The 7,219-nt window shown below is 36.5% G+C and carries 7 protein-coding genes; 4 read left to right on the top strand and 3 right to left on the bottom strand.

The window, feature by feature from the left end; all coding sequences use genetic code 11:
* Positions 1-682 precede the first annotated feature (682 nt).
* The 4 genes from AACU98_RS16365 (at position 683) to AACU98_RS16350 (ending at position 3,687) form a co-directional block, all read left to right on the top strand.
* Positions 683-949: a DUF2798 domain-containing protein gene (locus tag AACU98_RS16365; RefSeq protein WP_012368076.1), complete on the top strand. Its 267-nt coding sequence runs from the start codon at positions 683-685 to the stop codon at positions 947-949.
* A 268-nt stretch (positions 950-1,217) separates the two neighbouring features.
* Complete coding sequence (locus AACU98_RS16360) at positions 1,218-2,309, top strand: NADH:flavin oxidoreductase/NADH oxidase (protein WP_012368075.1); 1,092 nt, start codon at positions 1,218-1,220, stop codon at positions 2,307-2,309.
* Positions 2,310-2,577: 268 nt separating this feature from the next.
* On the top strand, positions 2,578-3,216 hold the full coding sequence (locus AACU98_RS16355; RefSeq protein WP_004250749.1) for a CatB-related O-acetyltransferase: 639 nt from the start codon (positions 2,578-2,580) through the stop codon (positions 3,214-3,216).
* A 153-nt stretch (positions 3,217-3,369) separates the two neighbouring features.
* The gene (locus tag AACU98_RS16350; protein ID WP_004243593.1) at positions 3,370-3,687 is read left to right on the top strand and encodes a hypothetical protein; all 318 of its coding nucleotides are present in this window, start codon (positions 3,370-3,372) and stop codon (positions 3,685-3,687) included.
* Positions 3,688-3,915: 228 nt separating this feature from the next.
* Here AACU98_RS16350 and AACU98_RS16345 read toward each other — a convergent pair whose 3' ends face one another.
* From AACU98_RS16345 to AACU98_RS16335, 3 genes are all read right to left on the bottom strand, one after another.
* Positions 3,916-4,338: an acyl-CoA thioesterase gene (locus tag AACU98_RS16345; RefSeq protein WP_161735201.1), complete on the bottom strand. Its 423-nt coding sequence runs from the start codon at positions 4,336-4,338 to the stop codon at positions 3,916-3,918.
* Positions 4,339-4,438: 100 nt separating this feature from the next.
* A complete protein-coding gene (locus tag AACU98_RS16340; protein ID WP_012368073.1) occupies positions 4,439-5,218 on the bottom strand; it encodes a PhzF family phenazine biosynthesis protein in 780 nt (259 codons plus the stop codon).
* Between the two features lie 180 nt (positions 5,219-5,398).
* On the bottom strand, positions 5,399-6,934 hold the full coding sequence (locus AACU98_RS16335; RefSeq protein ID WP_004250754.1) for a peptide MFS transporter: 1,536 nt from the start codon (positions 6,932-6,934) through the stop codon (positions 5,399-5,401).
* Positions 6,935-7,219: the final 285 nt, after the last annotated feature.

Genomic DNA, 7,219 nt, shown 5'->3' with positions numbered 1-7,219 from the left:
TTAACGTAAATTGATAATATTAATTCTATTAATAATAGAAAATAAAGGCATTAATTATAAATAAGCAGATAATAAATATGTTGTATGAAAATGGATAATATCGAAAATATAATTTTATCATATTGAATATGAGATAAGAGGCGATCTTTTCTTACTATTAGATAAAAAACAATATAGTAAGATAAGTGTGTTGTATCAGAGTTAATTAATTTATTTACCCTATACATTTCAATATTCTAAATAAAATTTTGCAATTTAATTGGAATAAAAAGTGTTATTAAAAGGAATTAATATGCAATTAGATGATCACTTTTAATATTAATTAAATCGTTCTGTGTCAGAAATGCTCCCCTCCTTAGGGAGCATTTCACCGATAAAATGTATTGGGTAAAAATTAACTCAAAATATGAGTAATAATGTTATACCCTTGGTGTAGTTCTGTTGAAAGATAAAGATCCACTTAAGTTATTCATGAATTCTATTGTTTTTATTAAATGATAATGATAATAGTTTACTTGACAAAAATACTTTCATTTATATACTAGCATCGGTCTAGTCTACAAGACTCGTAAGCGTTTACGTTAATCAACGCATATAACTTAATTTTTTTACCTTTATGGGTATTCGCCTGTTGTATTGGCGGTTATATGCCGTAGTACACGTTTTTATTGGGGTCTTTTCTATGTTTTTTCAAGATAAAAATAATATTTTGGGTATACCTAAATTGCCACCAAGAGCCATGATTTTTCTGGTTCCGTTTTTCCTATCTTTTGTGATGTGTGGCATTGTTTCTTTTATTAGTACAGCAAAAACAATGGGCTTAAATAGCCTTATGTTTGCACCTTGGTTCTCTTCATGGGGGGTATCTTGGATGATTGCGTTTCCAACTGTTTTATTCGTTTTACCCTTTGCAAGAAAGCTATCACTCTTATTAGTAAAACCACATTAATATTTCATATCCTATAATGCGTTATGACCTAATATGGCATCTAATACCGCTATTTTATTAGATGTTGTATTAGGATCAGCCATTGAAATCTGTTTTTCTTAGCACACTGTGAGATAGGTTATCGCGTTATGTCATTTAATGCGTTAGCCTTATTAAGTTATAGTGATGGTTCATTTAAAACCAGATAGAGGGCAAATAATTATTTTTAATCGTAACAATAAGATAAAAATGATTTTTGTCTCATTGCTTATATAGCAGGAGGCTTTGCATGAGTTTGTTATTTACGCCTAATAAATTAGGACCTCATCAATTAGACAACCGTATTATTGTTGCACCAATGTGCCAATATTCTGCGCAAGATGGAATACCCACATCTTGGCATACAATGCACTATGGGCAATTAGCATTATCAGGTGCCGCTTTAGTGATTATAGAAGCGACGGCGGTAGAGCCTCGAGGTAGAATTAGTTATAAAGATCTCGGATTATGGTCTGAGGAACATGGTCGCGCATTAAAACAGCTTATTAGCGATATAAAACAGCATACTAATGCTAAAATAGGTATACAGTTGGCTCATGCGGGGCGAAAAGCATCAACATCGTTGCCATGGGAAGGTGGAAAATCATTGGCTCCTGATGATGAGAATGGCTGGCAAAAAGTAGCGCCTTCTAGTATTGCTTTTGGTCAATATCATCAGCCTCAAGCATTAACAATTGATGAGATTGAAAAGATAAAAAACGCATTTGTTGAAGCAGCTAAAAGAGCTGAGTCAGCAGGTATTGATGTTATTGAGATACATGGTGCTCATGGTTATTTACTGCATGAATTCTTATCACCATTATCAAACCATCGCACCGATCAGTATGGCGGTGATTTTAATAATCGTAGTCGCTTGTTAATTGATGTTTTTACTGCAGTCAAAAAAGCAGTCTCTGACAAAATGTGTGTGGGAGTAAGAATATCGGCGACTGATTGGGTTGAGGGAGGATGGGATCTGGAAAGTTCTATCGCATTAACTCAACATCTTGAAGATCTCGGTTGCCACTATATTCATGTTTCTTCCGGTGGCTTATCAGACAAACAAGCCATCAAGCTAGGACCTAATTATCAGGTTCCTTTTGCTCAAGCCATCTATAATGAAACACAATTACCCGTAATTGCGGTTGGATTAATTACAGAGCCAGAGCAAGCAGAAGCTATTTTACTGACTGAACAAGCTGATTTTATCGCATTAGGCAGAGGAATACTTTATGATCCTCGTTGGCCTTGGCATGCGGCTGAAAAGTTAAAGCAGACCATTAAAGTCGCTCCGCAATATTTGCGTTGTGCGCCACATGGTAGTAAAGATTTTTTTAAATAGCATAGTTGATAGCTAGAAGATAATGTATTTTTAAAACCACAGAGTTGCTGGAAAAATAGTTAACAAGTTGCAACTTTGTGGTTTTTCTATGTCACATTATTATAGATATTCATAATAATGGTGAAGGAGTGTAAGGAATGGATAAGGTTCAAAATCCGTTATTGTTACAACCACGGATTGCTTAGTCATGATGTGTTTTGGAATGCGGACACATCATCAAAGAATGCAGCATTCTTTGATGGCTCATTAATTTATAGCGAGTCATAGTATGAACACGAAACATTGGTCACGTGTCGAATATTTACACGAAACAGTAAAAAATAAGAATATTATTATTAAAGGTCAGCATAGCTATTACAGTGATTGTTGGGATAATGGCTTTGAAGCATCTGTAGTGCGTTACCTTTATGGCGATGAATTTAGCCTTCAGTGGGAACCTTTATGGGAAATCGATAAATTATATATCGGTGACTATGTTTGTATTGGTGCTGAAGCGGTTATTTTGATGGGGGGCAATCATACTCATCGTATGGATTGGTTTTCTCTTTATCCATTTTTAGACAATATTAAAGAAGCCTATATTGGTAAAGGTGATACTTATATTCACGATGGTGTATGGATAGGTATGCGGGCAATGATTATGCCTGGCGTTACTATTGGTGAAGGGGCTATTATCGCAGCAAATAGTGTAGTGACAAAAGATGTTGCTCCTTATAGTATCGTTGGTGGAATACCGGCTAAGCATGTTAAATACCGCTTTGAACCAAAAGTGATAGAGCAACTTTTATCTTTAAATATTTATAGTTGGTCAGAGAAAAAGTTTGCCGCATTAAAACCTTATTTATGCCAAGCTTCAATTGATAAGCTGTTAACTGCTCATACGCAATATAACCAAGATATGAAATAGAACTAAAGCCTTTAATAATATTGTTATTAAAGGCTTTTTGTTGACTACCATTGTCTTATCTAATTACATATAAACGGCCTTTATATCGACAGATATTGATGGGGTGTTTACATAGCAAAAATTAATTATTATTGATATTTTTATGAGGAAACGATGATCTATCTGCATTCTGGTGGCGGTGACTCCGCTAAACAACAAAGAGTTAATCAAGCCGCAACAGATAAAGCGCAACAAATTGCCCAAGATCAGCAATCTTTACTCTATACCATCTCCTCAGAGAGTGATTTTCCGACGACGGTTGAAAATATCGGCGCTATTTTATTAATTGAGCCCAGTATTGAATTAGCTCTAGAGGTGTGTCGCCGTTATCAATCATCAACAGAGATAGTGATGGCTGAAAGTGCAATCACGGGGGCAAAGTTGACTGTATGCCAAATTGAATTTGAAGTGATAAAAATTTGTGTTATTTAACGGCTAAAGTTGTTGCAACGTCTTCCTGTTATCCACATTAACTGTGGATAACTCTTGCTTTACATGTGAGTAATCAATTTACCCATTGATTTTATTTGATATTTTCATGTGATTGAAAAGTATCCACAAAGATTTATCTGATCAAATAAAATCGGACGATATTAATTAACCCACAGCATAATAAAATCTGTCGTTTTTAATTTGAAGAATAAAACGACAGATTAGCGGTTATAAAAGCGATGGTTTATCGAATAAAGGGGTTGGCTTACCATGCTCATCAACGGCAACAAAATTGAATTGGCCGTGGATCACTTCTTCTCGTCCTTCGGCATACATATCTTCGAGAAAAATAGAAACATTTACCGTTAGACTGGTACGCCCGATACGTATTACCTCACCAACTAATTCAATAATGGTGCCAGAAGGAATAGGGTGATTAAAATTAATTTTCTCTGTAGAAACTGTCACTAAACGTTTACGGCAAAAGCGCGTAGCGGTAATAAAAGAGACTTCATCCATCCATGCTAATGCCGTTCCGCCAAAGAGTGTGGAGTGATGATTGGTGGTGGTTGGAAAAATAACTTTAGAGACGCGGGTGATTGAGTGTTTAATTTTATCTTGCAACTCTAGAGATAAATCCGTTGTGGACATAATAAAACCTTATCTTTCTATACAGTAGGGATGATCCTAAAGTATAAAATAGAGAAAAATGAAAGCAAAGGAGAGGAATAGATGATATTCCTCTTTAATTTTAAAAGGTTATTTCACCGGTTAAAAATAGTACAGCATCACCAGTAAGCAATAAGCGCTCTTGTTTGAGTTCACACTGTATATTGCCTCCCCTCGCGGAAACTTGTCTGGCATTTAATTTATCTTTGTTTAATTTTTTTGCCCAAATTGGTGCTAATACACAATGTGAAGTGCCAGTTACCGGATCTTCATTAACCCCTTTACGTGGTGCAAAAAAGCGTGAAATAAAATCAAAAGGCGCATGACCTTTCGCCGTCAATATTACACCGGGAAGTGGTAGTTGTGTTATAGCATTAAAGTCAGGTTGATAATCAATAACCTTGTTAGGATCAGCCACAAAGCAGGTATATCTGTCGTGAGATTGCCAAACTTCTTCAATATCTATGTTTAGTGCCGCTTCTAATGACGGTTTTATGGTTGGATTTAATGATGCAGGTACTTGAGGAAAATCGAGAGTAAAACTTGAGGAGTGACAAGATACCGTGAGTTCTCCAGACAGAGAATGGAATTTAAAGCTTGTCGCAGGTGCTTTGTTAATCGTTTTTAATACAAAAGCCGTAGCTAAAGTCGCATGACCACATAGGGGAACTTCTACTTTAGGCGTAAACCAGCGAATATGATTGGCAACTAAAAAAGCCGTTTCAGGTAAACCAATCTCATTAGCTAATTTAAGTAGTGTGTCATCGGGTAGCCATTTATCTAACAAAATAACCGCAGCCGGATTTCCGGAAAAAGGTGTTGAAGTAAAAGCGTTAACATAATAAATGGGAAGCGTGTTCATAAAGTACCTTAATCGGAAAGAGGAAGAAGAAACAATTTAGCAGAGCAAAACAGTGATAAAAAGTGGCTGGAAGTAAAAATAAGAAGTAGGGGATTGAGTAGGAGATTTGTTTACAGAGGGGAAAATCAATAAAAAAGCCATATCATTATTTGATATGGCTTTATGAGAGAGGCTGGCTAATTATGCTTGCGCATTCTCTTTATCATCTGCACTTTGTAACAGTTTACGCACAGGAATAATTAATGCTGCAAGAACAACGGCACAAATAACCAATGCTATAGAGACGTGAGAGAAGAAATCAGGCATAACATCAAGTTTATCAGGACGAATATTTCCACCCATTAAACCTGCGGCTAAGTTACCTAATGCACTCGCACAGAACCATAAACCCATAACCTGTCCACGCATTCTTGCTGGCGCTAAAATGGTCATCGTCGCAAGTCCTATAGGGCTTAAACATAATTCACCTAGGGTCAGCAATAAAATACTGGAAATTAACCATAATGGTGAAACACCGCTACCTGTTGCAAGCACGCTTTCAGAGGCGTACATCATGACGGTAAAGCCACCTGCAGCGAATAAAATACCAATCACAAATTTGCTCATGCTACTTAAATTCATATTGTTGCGTGCTAGCATTGGCCATAACCAGCTAAATACAGGGGCAAGAATAATAATAAATAGCGCATTGACTGACTGGAACCAAACCGCAGGGATCTCAAAGCCCATAAAATTTAGATCAGTATAGTCGTTAGCAAATAAGTTAAATGAGGTTGGTTTTTGTTCGAATGCAGACCAGAACAGTGCCGCTGAAACTAATAATAGGAAGCAAACAAACAGGCGAGAACGGTCACTACTACTTAATCCTGCAAATAGGAATAAATAGATAAAATAGGCGATAACACTGCCGGAGATCACATAAACCATAAAATTGGCAACAATAACCGGATTAAATGGAATAGTGCCTGAAATAATTAAACCAACAATGGCAATTAATATCACAGCAAGTGCTAATACCCATTGTCCGACATTACGACGCACAACAGTAGGGCGATCCCAACTTGAATCTAAGCCAACTTCTTTATCAAAGCGACGCATTGTCGGTACGGCATAAAAGCGGAAGATCAGTAGTGCAACTAGCATACCAATACCACCAATACCAAAGCCCCAATGCCAGCCATAATCACGGACTAAGAAACCGGTGATCAGTGGTGCGATAAACGAGCCCATATTGATCCCCATATAAAACAAGGAGAAACCACCATCGCGGCGTGTATCATCTTTTTTATACAGGGTTCCCACCATAACAGTGACACAGGTTTTAAATAGGCCTGTACCTAATACGATAAGCAATAAGCCGATAAAAAATAGGTTCTGAGACCAAAACGCTGAAAGTGCGATAGAAAGGTGCCCTAATGCAATAAAGATAGAGCCATACCAAACCGCAAGACGTTGTCCCAACCAATTATCAGCCAGCCAACCTCCTGGCAATGATGTTAAATAAACACCACCAGCAAAAATTCCCACAATAGCAGATGCCTGCTCTCGAGGAATATCCATACCACCTTCATAAACGGTTGCAGCCATAAATAGGATTAATAATGGGCGAATACCGTAGAAAGAAAATCTCTCCCACATTTCTGTGAAGAACAGAGAGCTTAAAGGGTATGGATGGCCAAAAAAGGTTCGGCTTGATTTTGAGTGAGTAGATTGCATCTTAAATTCCCAAAAAAAACCTTTGCAGGTCGTTTGCAAGTAAAAAGAACAAAATATCAGTAGGAGGCAATACAGAATTATTTCATTCTGTTATCAATTGCCACTACATTTAATTAATATATTTTTAACACACTTTTAGTGAATTTCAGTGACTAAAAGCATATTTAATACTTTATAAACCATTTTTTAGTGCAAAAGTCGATAAAAATCTCATTTTGCAATAGTTAACCTTGCAATTTTTTGAAAAAAAAGGACAAGAAAAAGTAAAGAGGTGTAAACATGGTG

It is taken from the genome of Proteus sp. G4380 (assembly GCF_963885725.1).
Taxonomy (GTDB): Bacteria; Pseudomonadota; Gammaproteobacteria; order Enterobacterales; family Enterobacteriaceae; genus Proteus; species Proteus mirabilis.
The sequence above is the reverse complement of the archived record's forward strand: the minus strand, read 5'-3'. Positions and strand labels throughout refer to the sequence as shown.

Bases quoted from the DNA above. Each gene is read 5' to 3' on its own strand.
- AACU98_RS16365 (WP_012368076.1), top strand. From the start codon at position 683: ATGTTTTTTCAAGATAAAAATAATATTTTGGGTATACCTAAATTGCCA.
- AACU98_RS16360 (WP_012368075.1), top strand. From the start codon at position 1,218: ATGAGTTTGTTATTTACGCCTAATAAATTAGGACCTCATCAATTAGAC.
- AACU98_RS16355 (WP_004250749.1), top strand. From the start codon at position 2,578: ATGAACACGAAACATTGGTCACGTGTCGAATATTTACACGAAACAGTA.
- AACU98_RS16350 (WP_004243593.1), top strand. From the start codon at position 3,370: ATGATCTATCTGCATTCTGGTGGCGGTGACTCCGCTAAACAACAAAGA.
- AACU98_RS16345 (WP_161735201.1), bottom strand. From the start codon at position 4,338: ATGTCCACAACGGATTTATCTCTAGAGTTGCAAGATAAAATTAAACAC.
- AACU98_RS16340 (WP_012368073.1), bottom strand. From the start codon at position 5,218: ATGAACACGCTTCCCATTTATTATGTTAACGCTTTTACTTCAACACCT.
- AACU98_RS16335 (WP_004250754.1), bottom strand. From the start codon at position 6,934: ATGCAATCTACTCACTCAAAATCAAGCCGAACCTTTTTTGGCCATCCA.